This window comes from Nocardia sp. NPDC059229, assembly GCF_042754165.1.
GTDB lineage: Bacteria > Actinomycetota > Actinomycetes > Mycobacteriales > Mycobacteriaceae > Nocardia.
The window spans coordinates 504,180-519,241 of record NZ_JBHZAK010000001.1; the positions used below are offsets into that span (position 1 = coordinate 504,180).

The 15,062-nt window shown below is 63.7% G+C and carries 15 protein-coding genes; 10 read left to right on the forward strand and 5 right to left on the reverse strand.

Annotated elements, in window-relative coordinates:
* Positions 1-5: 5 nt before the first annotated feature.
* Both ACFXHE_RS02390 and ACFXHE_RS02395 read left to right on the forward strand, forming a co-directional pair.
* Complete coding sequence (locus ACFXHE_RS02390; RefSeq protein ID WP_379379006.1) at positions 6-764, forward strand: hypothetical protein; 759 nt, start codon at positions 6-8, stop codon at positions 762-764.
* The gene (locus ACFXHE_RS02395) at positions 761-1,477 is read left to right on the forward strand and encodes a class I SAM-dependent methyltransferase (RefSeq protein ID WP_379379008.1); all 717 of its coding nucleotides are present in this window, start codon (positions 761-763) and stop codon (positions 1,475-1,477) included. Before ACFXHE_RS02390 ends, ACFXHE_RS02395 begins: the two co-directional genes overlap by 4 nt.
* A 111-nt stretch (positions 1,478-1,588) precedes the next feature.
* On the opposite strand, the gene ACFXHE_RS02400 is transcribed toward ACFXHE_RS02395, so the two are convergent.
* Both ACFXHE_RS02400 and ACFXHE_RS02405 read right to left on the reverse strand, forming a co-directional pair.
* Positions 1,589-1,948, reverse strand: a complete 360-nt coding sequence (locus ACFXHE_RS02400) for a gamma-glutamylcyclotransferase family protein (protein WP_379379010.1) — start codon at positions 1,946-1,948, stop codon at positions 1,589-1,591.
* Between the two features lie 94 nt (positions 1,949-2,042).
* A complete protein-coding gene (locus tag ACFXHE_RS02405) occupies positions 2,043-3,365 on the reverse strand; it encodes a family 1 glycosylhydrolase (protein WP_379379012.1) in 1,323 nt (440 codons plus the stop codon).
* A gap of 423 nt (positions 3,366-3,788) precedes the next feature.
* Between ACFXHE_RS02405 and ACFXHE_RS02410 the strand changes: the two genes are divergently transcribed.
* The 4 genes from ACFXHE_RS02410 (at position 3,789) to ACFXHE_RS02425 (ending at position 6,845) form a co-directional block, all read left to right on the forward strand.
* Positions 3,789-4,652 (forward strand): Ig-like domain-containing protein, encoded by an 864-nt coding sequence (locus ACFXHE_RS02410; RefSeq protein ID WP_379379014.1) that lies wholly within the window; start codon positions 3,789-3,791, stop codon positions 4,650-4,652.
* A gap of 641 nt (positions 4,653-5,293) precedes the next feature.
* Positions 5,294-5,647, forward strand: a complete 354-nt coding sequence (locus ACFXHE_RS02415) for a hypothetical protein (RefSeq protein WP_379379016.1) — start codon at positions 5,294-5,296, stop codon at positions 5,645-5,647.
* The gene (locus tag ACFXHE_RS02420) at positions 5,616-6,020 is read left to right on the forward strand and encodes a hypothetical protein (RefSeq protein WP_379379018.1); all 405 of its coding nucleotides are present in this window, start codon (positions 5,616-5,618) and stop codon (positions 6,018-6,020) included. The genes ACFXHE_RS02415 and ACFXHE_RS02420 overlap by 32 nt, the downstream gene beginning before the upstream one ends.
* A gap of 237 nt (positions 6,021-6,257) precedes the next feature.
* Positions 6,258-6,845 (forward strand): transposase family protein, encoded by a 588-nt coding sequence (locus ACFXHE_RS02425; protein ID WP_379380350.1) that lies wholly within the window; start codon positions 6,258-6,260, stop codon positions 6,843-6,845.
* A 16-nt stretch (positions 6,846-6,861) separates the two neighbouring features.
* Here the strand turns inward: ACFXHE_RS02425 and ACFXHE_RS02430 are convergent, their stop codons facing one another.
* Positions 6,862-7,167 carry a hypothetical protein gene (locus ACFXHE_RS02430; protein WP_379379020.1) on the reverse strand — a complete coding sequence of 102 codons (306 nt, stop codon included), beginning with the start codon at positions 7,165-7,167 and terminating at the stop codon, positions 6,862-6,864.
* Positions 7,168-7,584: 417 nt separating this feature from the next.
* Between ACFXHE_RS02430 and ACFXHE_RS02435 the strand changes: the two genes are divergently transcribed.
* Positions 7,585-7,950 (forward strand): hypothetical protein, encoded by a 366-nt coding sequence (locus tag ACFXHE_RS02435; RefSeq protein WP_379379022.1) that lies wholly within the window; start codon positions 7,585-7,587, stop codon positions 7,948-7,950.
* Positions 7,951-8,109: 159 nt separating this feature from the next.
* Here ACFXHE_RS02435 and ACFXHE_RS02440 read toward each other — a convergent pair whose 3' ends face one another.
* Complete coding sequence (locus ACFXHE_RS02440) at positions 8,110-9,240, reverse strand: RNA polymerase sigma factor (protein ID WP_379379024.1); 1,131 nt, start codon at positions 9,238-9,240, stop codon at positions 8,110-8,112.
* A gap of 357 nt (positions 9,241-9,597) precedes the next feature.
* Between ACFXHE_RS02440 and ACFXHE_RS02445 the strand changes: the two genes are divergently transcribed.
* The 3 genes from ACFXHE_RS02445 to ACFXHE_RS02455 all read left to right on the forward strand — a co-directional run bounded on the left by ACFXHE_RS02445 (position 9,598) and on the right by ACFXHE_RS02455 (position 12,735).
* Positions 9,598-10,269 carry a helix-turn-helix domain-containing protein gene (locus tag ACFXHE_RS02445; RefSeq protein WP_379379026.1) on the forward strand — a complete coding sequence of 224 codons (672 nt, stop codon included), beginning with the start codon at positions 9,598-9,600 and terminating at the stop codon, positions 10,267-10,269.
* Positions 10,266-10,886, forward strand: coding sequence for a hypothetical protein (locus ACFXHE_RS02450; protein WP_379379028.1), 621 nt, complete (start codon positions 10,266-10,268; stop codon positions 10,884-10,886). The genes ACFXHE_RS02445 and ACFXHE_RS02450 overlap by 4 nt, the downstream gene beginning before the upstream one ends.
* A gap of 376 nt (positions 10,887-11,262) precedes the next feature.
* Positions 11,263-12,735: an ATP-binding protein gene (locus ACFXHE_RS02455; protein ID WP_379379030.1), complete on the forward strand. Its 1,473-nt coding sequence runs from the start codon at positions 11,263-11,265 to the stop codon at positions 12,733-12,735.
* 276 nt (positions 12,736-13,011) lie between these two features.
* On the opposite strand, the gene ACFXHE_RS02460 is transcribed toward ACFXHE_RS02455, so the two are convergent.
* Positions 13,012-15,054, reverse strand: a complete 2,043-nt coding sequence (locus ACFXHE_RS02460; RefSeq protein WP_379379032.1) for an N-6 DNA methylase — start codon at positions 15,052-15,054, stop codon at positions 13,012-13,014.
* Positions 15,055-15,062: the final 8 nt, after the last annotated feature.

Here is a 15,062-nt window from a genome sequence, read left to right on the forward strand (position 1 = left end):
TTGCGATGCAAACAAGGACAGAACGAGTGCGGGTGCGGTTCGCCAGCGGCGACGTCGAGTGCGTCGCGTGGCACTACCCCGGCACCAACGGCGCCTGCGTGGTCATGGCGGCAGGCGGAGCGGTCACGAAGGGCTTCTCCCTGACCGGCGGTCACGTCTTCCGGGTTGCGGCGCGGCACCCGCGTCTCGGCGCGGCCGTCGCGCAGACCCCGCTGGTCGACGGCGTCCGCGGTGCGGCACAGGCTGGACGCCATCAACGCCCGCTCACGATGCTGCGTGTTCTGGGATTGGGAATTCTCGATACCCTCGGTGGCCTGGCCGGACGCCGGCCGCTGCTGATACCGCTGGCGGGCGAGCCCGGTACCGTCGCGATGCTCACCACACCCGACGGCCTCGACGGCGACCGAGCACTGAACCCCGGCAACCGCTATCCGGAATGGCTGCAGATGATCGCGGCCCGGAGCGGGATCCGCATCAGCCTGTATCGACCCGGTCTCGATGCGCCCCGAATCACCGGCCCATTGCTGGTTCTCGTTGCCGACCAGGATCAGACCGCTCCGGCCGAGCTCGCGGTCGAGGCGGCGAAGTCGGCACCGCACGCGGACATCGCCCACGTGCCTGGCGGGCACTACGCGCCGTTCCTCGACGCGCATGAGCAGGCCGTCGACACCCAATTGCGGTTTCTCCGCAAGCAACTGCTCGCTCACGGCCGAGCGCCGGGCGAGTTCCTCACCGCCACTTCCGAAAGCGACCGAATCAGATGAGCAACAACAACGCAGCACCGCGGATCGACCCGGCGACAGTCGATTACGAGCGGCTGTACCGCGGTGAGGAACTCTTCCCGGGCGTCATCGTCCGGCGACCGCCATGGGATATCGGCAGGCCGCAACCGCTACTCGTGGCATTCGAGAGGGCCGGCCGTATCCGGGGCGAAGTCCTCGACGTCGGCTGCGGCCCCGGCGACACCGCCGTCCACCTCGCCTGCCTCGGCTACCGGGTAACCGGCCTCGACGTCGCACCCACCGCCGTCGAACAGGCCCGCCAACGTGCCACGGAGCGCGGTGTATCGGTGACATTCGAGGTCGCCGACGCGACGACCCTGGATGGTTACGACAACTGTTTCGACACGGTAGTGAGCAGCGCGCTGCTGCACTGCCTGGATCCGGCGCAGCGCCGAACCCACGTGAGCGCGCTGGCTCGGGCAATCAAACCAGGCGGCAGATTGATCCAGTTCTGCTTCACCCCCGCCGAACACACCGAGCTGTACGCCCCGCACCCGATCCCCGAGCCGGAGTTGCACACCCTGTTCGCTCCGCCGAACTGGGCGATCACCACTCTGCGAGCCGATCGCCTGGAGACGACAGCGCCCACCGAGCAACAGTCGAACCTGTTTGCCCAGAACAACTTCCGTCCCGACCGCGACGAGAATGGCGCCCTGCTGCTTCCAATCCTGGTGCTCGAGGCGCAGCGCACCTGAATCCTGCGCCGGCTCGAGCGTTGATCGAGACACTCCGCATCCCCTGGGCGGGAAGACAACGAGGTCGGTGCCGCACAAGCGGTTCCGAGGATTCCACATTGTGACCCTGATTCACACCTCGAGGTCTGCGGGTGCCGCGGCCAGGACGTACACCCAGGCTTGCCCACCGGAGCGCAGCGGGAGCAGCACCCTGGTGTAATCGGAGACCTCGTAGGCGTCGGCGGCGGCCAGGTCTGCGGTCGAAATCGTGAACACGGTGCCCGCGACCCCGTCCGAGCCGGGGTCTGGTAGCAGGATCGGGTGCACTCGGCTGCCGCTGGCGGCGATGACCTCCGGATCGGTGATGGTCAGTTCACCGAGGACGTAATCGATTACCTCGTCGGGTCGCCCGTCGAGTTCACGCCCGAAGACCGCGCGCTGGACCTCGGGCTGCCGCAGAGTTCCGTAGGAGAACAACAAGATATCGGTCATCGTTGCCAGACATACACTGCACCGCAGGACACGTCGAGCCGAAACTGCCTGGAATCAGGTCGGGTTGGTTTCTCGAACGTCATCCATGTAGTGCTCAGGGTGCTGTGACCGGGGTGTTGCAGCTGGCTGGGGGATCGACCAGCTCGCAGTCGGCGGGGGCGCGGACCGGTAGGTACTCGGCCGCCACGCCGTTGCGGGCGATGATGTCGTGGTAGGTGTCGACCGCGTCGGTGGGTACGCGGTTCAGGGCCGGGTCGGTGCGTACGTTCACGGTGTAGAGACCGAATCGCGGTGTGTAGGAGCCCCATTCGTAGTTATCGGTCAGGCTCCAGTAGTTGTAGCCGATGAGGTTCATGCCATCGGTCTTCGCACGCTGCAGCCAATAGACGGTGTCTCGTAGATGCTCGGAGCGGGTGTAACCGTCTGCGCGGGATTGCCCGTTCTCGGTGGGCATGCCGTTCTCCACGATCCATAATGGCTTGCCGGGAAACCGTTGCGAATAGTGTTGCAGCGCAAAGTAGATGCCTTCGGGCCGGACCGGAAGATCCCACATTCCCGCCGGGGCGGGTGCCGAGCCGCCGGGCGTGTTCGCGGCGGCGAGGTCCGGTGGTTGGTAGCCGAAGTAGTAGTCGATGCCGATGAAATCGAGTTTGTCGCCGATGCGTTCCAGCAGAGGTCCGTTGACCTGCGACTCCGCCCCGGCAACGTAGCCGACATTGCTGGTCACCAGTGCGTTCGGCTGCACCTGATGGATGTAGTCGTAGATGCTGTCGTGCGCCTGCGCCACCTCGTTCAGCATCTGGTCGGCGTCGGTCCGGTTCTGACGTACCTCGTGCATGATGTAGGCGACCGGCTCGTTTATCGTCACCCAGATCGGGTTGCGAGCCGCGTAGCGGTCGACGACCTTCCGCATATTGGTGAGCCAGTCCGCCACCATTCCGGGATTGCGCCAGCCACCTCGGTCCGCCTCCCAGCCCGGATACACCCAGTGGTCCAGGGTCAGCATGGGGCGCATACCGGCTGTCACGATAGCGTCGATCACGTCGTCGTAGAAGGCGAAGGCGGCCGGATCCCATACTCCCGGTTGGGGTTCCAGCCGTGCCCATTCCACGCCGATCCGAAACACCTTGACGCCGAGGTTCTCGGCCAAGGCGATATCCGACCGGAACCGGGAATGAAAATCGACGGAATCGCCGAGGCGGTCCCAGCCCGGATTGTCCTCGATGTAACGGGTCCAATTGCTGTCGGGTGACTGGCCTTCGGATTGGAATCCGGAGGCCGCCACACCCCACAGAAAATCGTCGCCGAGCACGCCGATGTGTCTTTCCGGTGCGGTCCGGGCGGCCCCGGGCACCAGGAGCAGGGTGGCGGCCATGACCAGCCCGACCGCGACGAGACAGCGAAATCGAGTGCGCATCAGCACTTCCCCAGGACCAGTACTCGAAATGAGTGAACGCAGTTACTTACTCCTGGATAGCTGCGATTCGTCTCGGGAATGTGCCAGGTCGATAGTGGTTTGGCACAACCACGGTCGAGATACGTGCCAACGCCCTGTGGCGGCTGGGTCTGCACCCGCGCGGGGCAAGCGTTCTGACAGTGGCGTAAAGATCCTGCGTCCCAACGCCTACAGTGCGTTCGCCCGCAGACGCGGGCTGACCGTGCGGCCGCGCCCACCGGTCCATGACGACCTGGTCCGCCGCGACACTCACAAAAACTGAATCACGATCATTTCAGAAACTGGTCCATTGACCATTTCACCGTGATCTAATGCTGCCCAACTCGGGTGCGGCAACCCCTCGACGACCGTGTCGAGGGACACCCGATGTCTGTGGGAGAAACAATGATGGACAGCAGTATGCGGCGGGCGGCCGGTTCGATGGCCGTGTTCGCGGTGGCGGCCGGTTTCGCGGTCGCCGCGATCCCCGGCACGGCCTCGGCCGCATCGGGAACGGTCACCTGGACCGACGGGAACAGCAAGTTCACCCGGACGGTCTCGGACACCAACCCGATCGCCGGCGAAACCATCACCGTCACGACAATGTTCGAGCGGACCGGCATCCCGGTCGAGTACATCTACTCGGTCAAGGACGCGCACCCGACCTGCCTGACTCCGGTCGCGGGCTCGGGCAAGATGGGCGGCGACCAGGTCACGCTCGACACCTCGGCCCCGGACTCGGTCAGCGCCTCCTTCAGCATCGTCAAATACCCCGTGTACCCGAACATCTCACCGAAGTCCCAGACCTTCGAGGTGCAGTACACCGTGGGCGTAAACTGCGCCCGCGACACCCCGTTGCCGACCTCCATGAGCTACAACGGCTCCCTCGGCTCCGGCAACTACACCGACAAGGGCCCGGCCATCACCGTGTCCAGCGACGCCGTATCGACCACCACGCTCGCCCCGGTGAGCGGCGCCCAGGTCAACAATGCCGTCACCCTGCAGGCGACCGTCTCCCCGGCGGCAGCGGGCGGCACCATCCAGTTCAAGGCGGGCGACCAGGTTCTCGGTGACATCCCCGTCGCCGCGAACGGCACCGCCTCGATCGTCTGGACCCCGGGTGCCGCGGGCACCTACAACATCGCAGCCACCTTCTCCGGCCGCACCGGCGTAGCCGGTTCCACCACCACCCAGGCAGTAACGGTGGCCGACGCCCCGACCCCTACCCCCACTCCGACCCCCAAGCCCAGCACCGGCTCCTTCGGCTGATCACCGCACCCGACAATCCGTGACCTCTTGCAGTCGGGGGTACCCACACCGCAAGAGGGCACGTACATATCGAACTCCTTTACAGGAGGGCAATTCCGGGACCTCGAGCGCTAGGCACCCAGGACAGGCCGATCGACAGCACACAACGCAACCCCCGCAGACCAAATCTCTCGGCCCCCAGCCTTGGACCTGTGCTCGGCCCGTGCCTTCCAGCAGCGGAGTCATCAAGACCGCAACGGGCAGATGGAAAGAGAGCCGGATTGGACCACGGACCGCGAGATCAATACTCGCCAGGGTCTTCCGAAGTCCGGGCGGAGCCGTCACGATCTTCCGCCGCCTGATAACTGTTGCAATGAGAGACGAAAACGCCTCTGACCTGTGTGAGTCGAAGTGGACCTGACGTACCAGCATCCGAACCGCGCCGTGCTGGTGGACAGGCCGGACGTCGCGATTCGCGCGTTGGGTGCCCGCAAGGCGGTGACGAGCCTTCACCCGAAGAGCTGAACTAATTCAGCAGTGTCGGCTAACATGGATGCATGAGGTCACTACCCTTCAGCGAGCTGATCAGGAAACAGACATCGGTGTTCCCACTCCTGGAGGATGCCGACGTACTGCTCGAGCGGCGGGACGCGGAGAACGTCGTGCTGATGCGCGACGAACGGTATCGGGCGATGGATGGCGCGCTGCGCATCGCGGCCAGGTCGCTCGCTTTGGTAGCGAAGGCGAACCGAGTAATGGCGGAAGAGGTGCTGGCTGTCGAACTGCCCTGGCTGGTTTGGCTGCCGCCGGAGCACCGCAGCGAAGCTGTGACGGAATTGCTCGACGATCTGCTCGCCGGTGTGGACACCGGCTACTACCTGCCGTTCATGCGGAACCTGATCGCGTGGAAGCACACTGCCGAGATCCACACCGATCCATCGCTGGTCGCGCAGCTCACCGGACCGTTCCAGCGTGCCGACTTCAGTGAGGTACAGCGACCTGGAAATACCGGATGAGCAAACTGAAGCGCGGCGACGAAGCACCGCGCCCAAGCCGTGGCGAATCCTGCTGCACAGTACCCAGGCGGCGCGCGGCTGGACGGAGATGCAGCGGAACGCAATCGATGCGCTCGACCGGGCCTGGGTCGACATCACCGCCGACCCCCGCAGCGTCGCGAAGCCCCAGCGGCAGCACCGCCTGAAAGCCGATCTGAAATCGGTCAAGCTCGGCGACGAGGAATTCGAGCAGTGGCAGTACGAAGTCACCGCGGGTGGACGTATCTGGTACGCGATCGACGACGCCACCCGAACCCTCTGGGTTACGAAGGCCGACATGGGACACCCGGGCACCACTGACAAGGGAAAAGGCGGCGGTCGCCGAATTCGTTGACACACACCCAAGATCGGGAAGTGGCAAACGGAACATAGGTCCGGTCGTATCGAACAGCTCAGGCCCGGCGATCCGCCGGGCCTGAGCCTTGTGTTCGAGTGGAGCTGAGAGGACTCGAACCCCTACTTCCGGGGCTCGGAGGTCCTTCTCATTCGGTCGAGCTGTCAGCGCTCTTCGAGAACTGGATCTGGCACGCACTTGGTGATTGACCCGGTTCGGGATGTGTTGGGGTGCTTGATGGTTGACTGCCAACTGTGTATCGAGGTCGCCACGGGTGGCGAACCAGTTGATTGCCCGAGTTGCTCGGTACCGTCTCGACGGGTCCACAGCCGCTATCGGCGGCGGCTGTCCGATACCTCGATCACCGACCGGGAAGTGGTGATCGCGTTGCGGGTCTGCAGGTTGTTCTGCGACAACTTCGATTGCGGGAGGCGGACTTTCGCTGAGCAGGTGCCGCAACCGGCCGCCCGCTACGGTCGGCGGACACTCCTGTTGCAGCGGGTGTTGTGCGCGGTCGCGCTGGCGTTGGGTGGCCGCGCCGGCGCTCGGTTGACCGGACATCTGGCAGCGCGGGTGAGCCGGATGACCTTGCTGCGGCAGATCCGGGCTCTGCCCGATCCCACTCACCCAATTCCGTCACCTGCACCAGGGCAGCACCGGTTCGCAGGCATCGATCGCCGATCTCGTCGACAAGCTTCTCGGCGACTTCGCCTGCGCTCCAGCCGACTTCGCGCAGAGGTATCGAGATCTTCTCCCGGCAGGACTGCGTTGGCAAACCTTGGGGGTGCACTGTTCGGGCTTCGGGCAGTGGCAGTTACGGCCTGAACGATGTGGTGGGTGATCAACCGAGCATGTCTCGCGCAGTACGAGTGATGATTGTGTGGCGTTCACGGTCGGTGAGTAGAGCGGTGAATGTGGCGTATTCGCTTGGGGGGACGCAGATCTGCCGGTGTGGCAGTAGACGTAGCCTGTCGGGGTATATGTCGTTGGGGGTGACGACGGTGTGGTCGGGTTGGTCGGTCGTGTTGTGCTGGCGGTTGATCCAGGCTTGCATGTCGGGTGAGTTGATGCTGGGCAGGCTCGCTACAGCATGAACCCAGTCCAGTCCCGTGATGGCTATGGCCGTTTCTGCGACGGTCACCATCACGGCGTCGGTGCTATGCCAGCTGCCACCCATCGCCGATCGCGCCTTTCGTGACGACCACTGAGGAAGATGACCCGAAAGGGCCTGGACAGGTTCGGCAGCGGTGAAACCCCTCTACGTCAACGATAGACGCAATTCGTCGGTATGAGCCGTCCGATTCGCTGCGACCGCCGACATGCCTACGCCTCTCGGCTCCGCGGTGCCACAAGCGTCGTCCGGCCCGGGTTCGCAAGCGGGGGCTCGATGGGCACGGAGAGGGTATAGCGTGTGGATATAGCGGTGATTGCGCGCGTACCGCCGTCCAGGCGGTGCCATCACCCTTCAGCCGACCAGTCGATGGTCAGACGGGAGCGTCGCAATGACGCTGCTCTACAACGGTTTTCGATCCTTTTCCACCTGGCCGCGGCCGGGGTGCGGGAGATGAGCGCGCAGGATGACGCTACCGGCTCACGCCGGGCATGTCTGAACGAGGCGCTGAACGAGAGAGCCGGCGATCTCACTGATGACGATGCGGGGGTGGCAGCGTTTCTGACCCTCGGTGATGATGTGGTGCGGAACCTTTTGGATGTGCTGCAGCGACTCGACCGGCTACGCGGCGTTATCGAGGACACCAAGTCCACGCTGTTGCAAGTTGGTTCCGCCCGTATCGACCTGCGCGATCTGGTCGCCAGGCTGGAAACCGATTTACGTAGCGCGAACACCGCCATGCTCGCCATCGCCAGTAACTGGCTCATGTCCTCCCCCGAACGCGGCGGCCCCCTCACCATTCGGTCCACACCCCGCTGACAAGACGCGGCATTGGTCCCAGGCGACGGCTATGGTCGAGCGAGACCTTAGCCGCGGCCGGTGAACACGGCGATCCGGCAAGCGATGATGCAACCGACGATGCGGAAGCGGATCCGGAACATGTTGCGCCGCAGTCGATCTATCGTGCAGGCGGACCGGTCAGTCGAGGTAGTCCTGCAGTGCCTGTGAGCGTGACGGATGGCGCAGCTTCGACATGGTCTTCGATTCGATCTGGCGGATTCGTTCACGCGTGACGCCGTAGACCTTCCCGATGTCGTCGAGGGTCCGGGGCAGCCCATCATCCAAGCCGTAGCGCAGGCGCATCACGCCTGCTTCCCGCGGGTTGAGCGTGTCGAGCACCGACTGCAATTGGCGCTGCAGCAGGCTGAACGACACGGCGTCGATCGCGACGACAGCCTCGGTGTCTTCGATGAAGTCGCCGAGCTGGCTGTTACCCTCGTCGCCGATCGTCTGATCCAGTGAGATCGGTTCACGCGCGTACTGCCGGATCTCCAGGACCTTCTCGGGTGTGATGTCCAGTTCCTCCGCGAGCTCTTCGGGCGTGGCCTCGCGGCCCAATTGCTGCAGCAGCGCACGCTGGGCACGTCCGAGCTTATTGATGATCTCCACCACGTGCACCGGGATGCGAATGGTGCGGGACTGGTCGGCCATGGCGCGACTGATCGCCTGCCGGATCCACCACGTGGCATAGGTCGAGAATTTGAATCCCTTTCGGTAATCGAACTTTTCGACCGCGCGAACGAGGCCCAGATTGCCTTCCTGGATCAGGTCGAGAAAGGCCATACCGCGTCCGGTGTACCGCTTGGCGATCGATACCACCAGGCGCAGATTCGCCTCCAGCAAGTGGTTCTTGGCCTTGATGCCGTCCTGCACGACCCAGGTCAGGTCGCGGCGACGCGCGGCGGTGATACCGGACCCCGACTCGAGCTCCTCGTGCAGCTTCTCCGCCGCATACAGTCCAACCTCGATCCGGATCGCCAGATCCACCTCCTCTTCCGCAGACAGCAGGGGAACACGGCCGATCTGCTTCAGGTACGCGCGCGTCGAATCCCCACCGGCCGTGAGCGCGGCTTCCTTGCGCGCCCGTCGCAGCGCCGGAGACTCTCTGTCATCCCAGTCTGGATCATCCCCGGCACCCCCTCGCTCCGCTGGGTCGACTGCGACCTCGAAGGTTGAATCCTCTTCTGGCGCATCGGTTTCGACGCTTACCGAGGTCATATCGACATCCGATGGAGGCTGGTCGGTCGTTTCGTTGGCGGAGGTTGCCACATTCGCCCTTTCGCGGGATCAGGGCGGCACCGCGATGTGAGATCCGCAGAGAGGCCTTGGACGCCCTCGGCAATCACCGAAGCCACCGGCCAGTGTACCGGCCACCAGCCGGTACACCGTGGCTGCAGCGTAGCTCGGGCAGGCAGTAGCCGGCACCGATGCGGCTGCATGCCGATGGATTTCCATTCCGTCGCCGAGTCCTTTGTAGGCGGCGTGTCCGGACGGGCCGGGTCAGGTCCGGGCCAGCAACTCCCGGCTGATCGGCCGGTTCAGAATCTTGGTGATCTGGGTCTGTTCTCGATCGTTTGGAACCGTCGGCTCTTTACAGAATAGGTCCGGAATGGGACATTATCTGTCATGAACGAGGGCGACTTCGTCAGCCTCGAAGCAGCAGCCGCAGCGCTTGGTGTTTCCGTTCGACATGCTCGTCGCCTCACGAATTCCGGACGCCTGACGCGAGTCGCCCGCGGACTGCTTGATCGCGACTCGGTGGATCGTTATCTGATGTCGCAGCGCCAAGGTCGCACCCGGGCTTGGGCGGAGCACACTGCATGGGGAGCGATCACCGTTCTCTCGGGTGGACGAGCCGACTGGCTCGGGCCTACGCAGACCTCGCGGATCCGAAGCACGCTTCGGAAGCTGACAGACCCAAGCGAACTGTCAGCACGGGTGCGCGACCGCGCGCATGTGCGGGTATTTACGGCTCACCGCGCCGCGCTACCTCGACTTCGCACGGCCGTCGTATGCCCTGACATGGGTGCTCTCGGCATCGTCGACATCAACGAAGACCATCTCGATGGCTACATCGCCACGCACCGACTCGACAACATCATCCGAACCCTTGGACTCCGGGCAGCACCGTCCGGCAACGTCACCCTGCGCGTCACCGACTTCGACTTCGAACAAGTCGGCAAGCTCGCCTCCACAAGCGCCGTCGTTGCGGCACTCGACGCCGCAACCGCGCTCGATCCGCGCATCCGGGGAGTAGGACAACGCGCTCTGACCGAGATGCTGGAAGCCTATCGATGAGCGATCAACGACCACGACCGACACTCGAGGTCGCGTCCCCGCCCGGTGGCTGGCCTCCACCCTGGCCCAATGTCGCCGAACTGGCCGACGCGCTCCCACGCGACAAATGGACTCTGGTCGGGGGACTCATGACCCAACTGCACACGATCCACTACGGACTCGGCATCGTTCGCCCGACCAACGACGTCGACATCGTGTTACACATCGAAACTCAGCGAGGCATCCCGGCAGCCTCGGCGACCGCCCTCGAAAATCTCGGATACCGTCTGCTGCCGTCCATCGACCCACGCAACAACACCGCGCACCGGTTCGTCCGCGGAACGACAACCGTCGATCTCGTCGCAGGGGTCTCGTCAGAAGAGCACGTCGACGTCCTCATCGCCGACCACCCGGCACCCAAGGTCGTCGAACGACTCCGTGGTCGCGAAATGGTCCGCGTCGAAGGCGGCACCCAAGCGCTGCGCCGAACCATCAACGCACGCATCGAGATCGCGGCGGGGATAGTCGCACACATTTCCGTACCGCGCCCATTCGGGGCCCTGATCCTCAAAGCTGCGGCCTACACGACGGATTCCCGCGATCGGGATCGCCACCTCTACGACGCCGCGGCGTCGTAGAGGTGGCCTGCATCGAGGATCCGTTCGCGGAACGTGACGACTTCGCCGGCTCCGATCGACGCCGAATCTCCATGCTCGCAACCCAACTCGTACCCGACCATTCCGCCTGGCGGGCGCTACCACGCCAACATCGTGGGCAGGGCGAGACCGCCCTGGCCATCCTCTCCAACCCGGACCCGTGACACCGGAGCCAACGACTTATCCGACAACAAATCCCCCCGAAATAGAGAAAAAGGTCAGGCCCGGCGATTGCCGGGCGTGACCTTCAAGTGGACCTGACGGACCAGCGTACGAACCGGGCGGTGCTGGTCGACGGGCCGGACATCATGATTCGTGCGGTGGGTTCCCGGCCGGCGGGCTCGGTTGGCAGTGCCCGATGATCGCGATCACTCCGCCTGCCCGACCACAACGAATCAATTGCGGATCAAACAGCCGACTCATCAACATCGCTCTGCCAAGGCAACGGTTCCAGCGGCGGCAAGAAGCGCACGATCACAGCGGCAGAACGCGCACAAACTTTGCGGCAGAAGTCGCATGCATTGTGCGGCAGATCGCGCACAATCTATGCAATAATATCGCGGTGAGCTCGTCCTTCTCGTCATCGCCGATTGGTCGGATTCTTCCCCGTCACGCCCATTCGGCAGTCCATGAAGCACTAGCAGATACTCGCGTCGTCCTCGTCAACGGAGCACGCCAATGCGGCAAGAGCACACTGGTCGCCCGGATAGGCAGGGAGATCGGCGCGACCTGGCGAAGCCTCGACAAGCCGGAGACTCGGCAGGCAGCCGGCTACGACCCCACGCAGTTCGTCCTCGACGATTCCCTGTTGATCATCGACGAGGTGCAGCGAGTACCGGAACTGCTGCTGGCTATCAAGGAGACCGTAGACGCCGATGGACGACCTGGCCGATTTCTGCTGACTGGGTCCGCTCATGTCATGGCGCTTCGGAGCGTCCCGGATGCACTTCCCGGACGCATGGAAACGATCGAACTCTGGCCGCTGTCCCAAGGCGAAATCGACGGCGCGCCGGACAGATTCATCGATTGCGCCTTCGAACGCGGACCACAGCTACGGTTCGACGGGATCGAGAATCGCGATGACTACATCGAACGGATCGCACGCGGTGGCTTCCCCGAAGCTGTTGCGCGAGAGGGCAAACGGCGTTCTCGATTCTTCTCCTCCTACGTCGCCGACCTGATCAACCGAGACGTGATGCAGCTGTCCGAGATCGAACGCACCGCAGAGATGTTCACCCTGGCGAACCTCGTCGCGGCCAGGTCCGGTCAGCTTCTGGTGCCCGGCGCCCTCGGCAATGAACTCGGCCTGCCCAAGGACACCGTCGCCCGCTACCTCCGCCTCCTGGAAGAAGTCTTCCTGATAAAGCGCATCCCCGCTTGGTCGCGAAACCTGACCACGCGCGCCGTCGCAACCTCCAAGGTGTTCATGGTCGATTCCGGTATCGCGACGTATCTGTGCGGTGCCGACCCACGCGCGCTGCGGGCGGTGAACGGCCCACTCGGACCACTGCTGGAGGGCTTCGTAGCCGCCGAACTTGCGCGGCAACTCACCTGGTCCGATCAGAACGCCCGCATGTTCCACTACCGCACTCGCGACAACGTCGAAGTCGATATCGTTCTCGAGAACCACCGCCGAGAGGTGATCGCCATCGAGGTGAAAGCCGCCGCCACCGTCAAAGGCGAGGACTTCCGCGGTCTCCGGCACCTCGCCGAACGCCTGGGCGACGACCTCCTCGCCGGATACGTGCTCTATACCGGCACCGAAACACTCCCGTTCGGACCGAAATTCCGCGCCATACCAGTGAGCGCCCTGTGGAACGCGCGACCATGATCCCCTCGAACGACGTAAGGCCCAGTGATCCACAGAGCTCGATCATTGCCCGCGGCTCGTCCCGCACAGGTCACCCGACGCGAATGCTCCGCCTCCGGTTCGCGCATTGCCACCAAAAGCAGTAGAGCCGCAGGCCATCGACCTGCGGCTCTACTGTTCTGTGGACCTGACGGACCAGCATACGAACCGCGCGGTGCCGTCCAATGAAGCGACCGCCCACATCCTGAACCGAGGCGACGAGGCGACGTTCGCGGCCTCCTCGCCATGACGCGGGATCTAGAGGAGTCCGAATAGAGCCTCACGACGGATCGCTTGGGCCAGTTTGAGCTGCTCCCGGACCAGGCGCTCGGAATTGTCCAGTCGAGCCATCACTTCCGCGATCGCTCGCTGCCTTTCGAGATCTGGTAGGACGACCGGTAGGTTGCCTAATGCGTTGAGTGAGATGGTCTTCATGTTCATACCCCCGGTGGAGTGAGCCTCGAGCCACTCACGTGACATTGGACTGCGGAGGTACGCCGCGAGATAGTCGGGGTCCAGCGTCTTCGGTAGGCGAAGCACGAAGCATCCGGTTCCACACACCCAACCTTCCTGTTCCTTGCGGGCCACGGCGCAGCGGCCGAGCTCTCCGCGGCGAGCAAGCACGATATCGCCAGCGCGGAGGCGGAAGCGTTTCAACTCCTCTGCCTGTTGCGGAGTGATGTATCTGATACTTGTTGTCTTGAAACCCGTTTCGGTCAGGTCTTTGGGCATGACTACAGGGATGCCGTCGGAATCCACGTAGTCTTCGGCGCGGATGAGACTCCCGGAAGGGCCTGCAAGAATCGCGGGGCCGCTCAGGATGGTCCGAAGCGCTACTCGCGGAGACTCGTAGTTGTCGGCCTTCTGCCGACACGAGCGGAACGCGTCTCGGAGTTCAACGAACGAGTTGAATATCGCCCTGTCGCGTTGATCGAGGTCATCGAGCATACGGCCGGGGTCCTGTGCCTTCGACGGTTCCACTCGCGGTTTGTCGACATAGCGTCGAGGATCGAGACTTCCAGCGTTCTCGAGGATCTCTTCATGAGAGACAGAGCAGGAAAATCCGGGCTCATACGCCGCTGTTCGGGGCGACCGCAGCCACTCTCGAAATCGTCTGCTGACCCGTTCGGCGTCTTTTGCTGTCAGCGTTCGAGGCTGCCTGGGCACCTGCGTGCCGAGTTCGGCAGCGTCGATGAAAAGGACTTTGTCCTGGTCAGTTTCTGGCAGTTGTCGAGCCTTGTCACCGGCCAGTATCCAGACATGCACCGGGATTGCGGTCTCCCGGAACAGATTCGGTGGCAATGCGATTATGGCGAGGACCGCTCCGCGGGCGACCATCTCGCTGCGGATCTGCGCCTCCCGTCCAGAGGACCAGGCAGCCGTCGGCGGCATGATGATTGCTGCAGTGCCATTCTCACTCAGCCGGGTCCATGCGAGCTGAAGCCAAGCGAAATTCGAGCTTGACTCTGGAGGCGGGCCGAAAGGTAAATCGATGAAGTCGATGCTCTCAATGCGGCGATTGAATGGAGGGTTGCTCAATACCCGATCAACAAGGCCCGAGCCCCGGCGCTGGAACATCGCAATCGGATTGGCAGGAAGGGCCGCTGGGCGATCCACGCCGTGAAGCGCCATATTCAACAGTGCCAGTTGCGTATTGTCATGGTCCATGGCGTGGGCCTCGAAAGATCCTCCATCGACGCGATCGTGCGACGCGATTCGCTGAGCCGCGGCGGCGAGAAAGCCCCCGGTTCCGCAGGCCGGATCCAGGATGCGATCTCCAGGTTTCGGGGCGACCAAGTCCACCACAAGACGAACGACCCCGCGCGGTGTGTAGAACTCACCGGCTGGATAGGGGTTTTCTTGAACGTGACGCTCCAGCAGCAGCTCACAGGCTTCTTGCAGCACAGCGCCATTCGGCGAAGGAACCGTGTCCAGCGCCGCGAGGAAAGGCGCGACCCATGGGACATCGTCGAACCTGGAGTCACCGAAGACAGCTCTGTCATTGAAGGAAAGAAGGTCCGGCACGGGGAAGTTGCCCTGCTGCGTTGCGGCCCTCATCGCGGCCCGCAGGTCGGTCAGCGGCGAGACGCCACGCCGAGCATCCGCCACGGCCCGCGCCCACCGCCTGGCAGATTCGATCTCCGGTTCGCTCTCCGTGTCGATGAATCGGGCGAGGAGCAGGATCGCGAACATACTCGTCAGATCGTTGAACGTGTTCCGACCTTGCTGAAAGGGCAGATACGCCCGCCAGATCCGTTCTACTACGTCTGTGGCGTAGTCGTGAGTATCCATGGATTCCATACGCGATC

Coding starts and splice junctions, on each gene's coding strand:
- ACFXHE_RS02390 (WP_379379006.1), top strand. CDS start 6: ATGCAAACAAGGACAGAACGAGTGCGGGTGCGGTTCGCCAGCGGCGAC.
- ACFXHE_RS02395 (WP_379379008.1), top strand. CDS start 761: ATGAGCAACAACAACGCAGCACCGCGGATCGACCCGGCGACAGTCGAT.
- ACFXHE_RS02400 (WP_379379010.1), bottom strand. CDS start 1,948: ATGACCGATATCTTGTTGTTCTCCTACGGAACTCTGCGGCAGCCCGAG.
- ACFXHE_RS02405 (WP_379379012.1), bottom strand. CDS start 3,365: ATGCGCACTCGATTTCGCTGTCTCGTCGCGGTCGGGCTGGTCATGGCC.
- ACFXHE_RS02410 (WP_379379014.1), top strand. CDS start 3,789: ATGATGGACAGCAGTATGCGGCGGGCGGCCGGTTCGATGGCCGTGTTC.
- ACFXHE_RS02425 (WP_379380350.1), top strand. CDS start 6,258: ATGGTTGACTGCCAACTGTGTATCGAGGTCGCCACGGGTGGCGAACCA.
- ACFXHE_RS02435 (WP_379379022.1), top strand. CDS start 7,585: ATGAGCGCGCAGGATGACGCTACCGGCTCACGCCGGGCATGTCTGAAC.
- ACFXHE_RS02445 (WP_379379026.1), top strand. CDS start 9,598: ATGAACGAGGGCGACTTCGTCAGCCTCGAAGCAGCAGCCGCAGCGCTT.
- ACFXHE_RS02450 (WP_379379028.1), top strand. CDS start 10,266: ATGAGCGATCAACGACCACGACCGACACTCGAGGTCGCGTCCCCGCCC.
- ACFXHE_RS02455 (WP_379379030.1), top strand. CDS start 11,263: ATGATCGCGATCACTCCGCCTGCCCGACCACAACGAATCAATTGCGGA.
- ACFXHE_RS02460 (WP_379379032.1), bottom strand. CDS start 15,054: ATGGAATCCATGGATACTCACGACTACGCCACAGACGTAGTAGAACGG.